Source organism: Arachidicoccus sp., from assembly GCF_050436765.1.
In the GTDB taxonomy this organism is placed as follows: domain Bacteria; phylum Bacteroidota; class Bacteroidia; order Chitinophagales; family Chitinophagaceae; genus Arachidicoccus.
In genome coordinates, this window is sequence record NZ_JBNQGD010000104.1 from 1 (window position 1) to 624 (window position 624).

Genomic DNA, 624 nt, shown 5'->3' on the forward strand with positions numbered 1-624 from the left:
CTGTCTAATGCAACCCCTATCCTATCCTCAATTTTTATATCGTATTTTAATAAAAACCAAGCAAGTTTATTAGCACTGTCTAAAAGGTTTTGGTATGAAAATTTTTGCTCACTAAAATGCAGGATAATTTTGGATGGATCTGAATGGGCCTGCTTAGTAAATAGAGCGTTAAGGGTTGTTTCTGAATAACGGCTTTTATAATCAGTACTGAATGCTTTATCAGGAAAAAAATTGGTCATGTATAAAAACTGATACAATTGCTATACGCCAAAAGTGACATCGGCGCAAATCTTTATATTCTTTGATGTAGGTGCGTGACATTGTGGTGTCTTATAGTCGAGTTTTATATCGTTGGAAAGCTCACGTCGTCTACTACAACTTTGGTCTTTGAAGCATTCAATTAGGTAGTGTAGGTAGGTCGGTAGGCCGGCAGGTAGGTAGCGCCGGGGCTGTTTTTTTGTGATTTGGCTATAAATTTTGAAGGAAACTATCTATTTTTTTAGATGTTTTAATGGTTTTTGTAGGGGTATATGATGCAGCTTCGAATGTACTATCCATTGGTATATTCGAAATATCCGGGTAACCTAGAGGCTTTTGTCTCCGGATCACTTCTGTGAATAGCTA

The 624-nt window shown here is 37.0% G+C and carries 1 protein-coding gene; it reads right to left on the reverse strand.

Going from position 1 to position 624, the window contains the following annotated elements:
- Positions 1–239, reverse strand: a 239-nt coding sequence (locus ACQR30_RS04260) for a hypothetical protein (RefSeq protein ID WP_429731743.1), incomplete at its 3' end; no start/stop codon positions are given.
- Positions 240–624 lie beyond the last annotated feature (385 nt).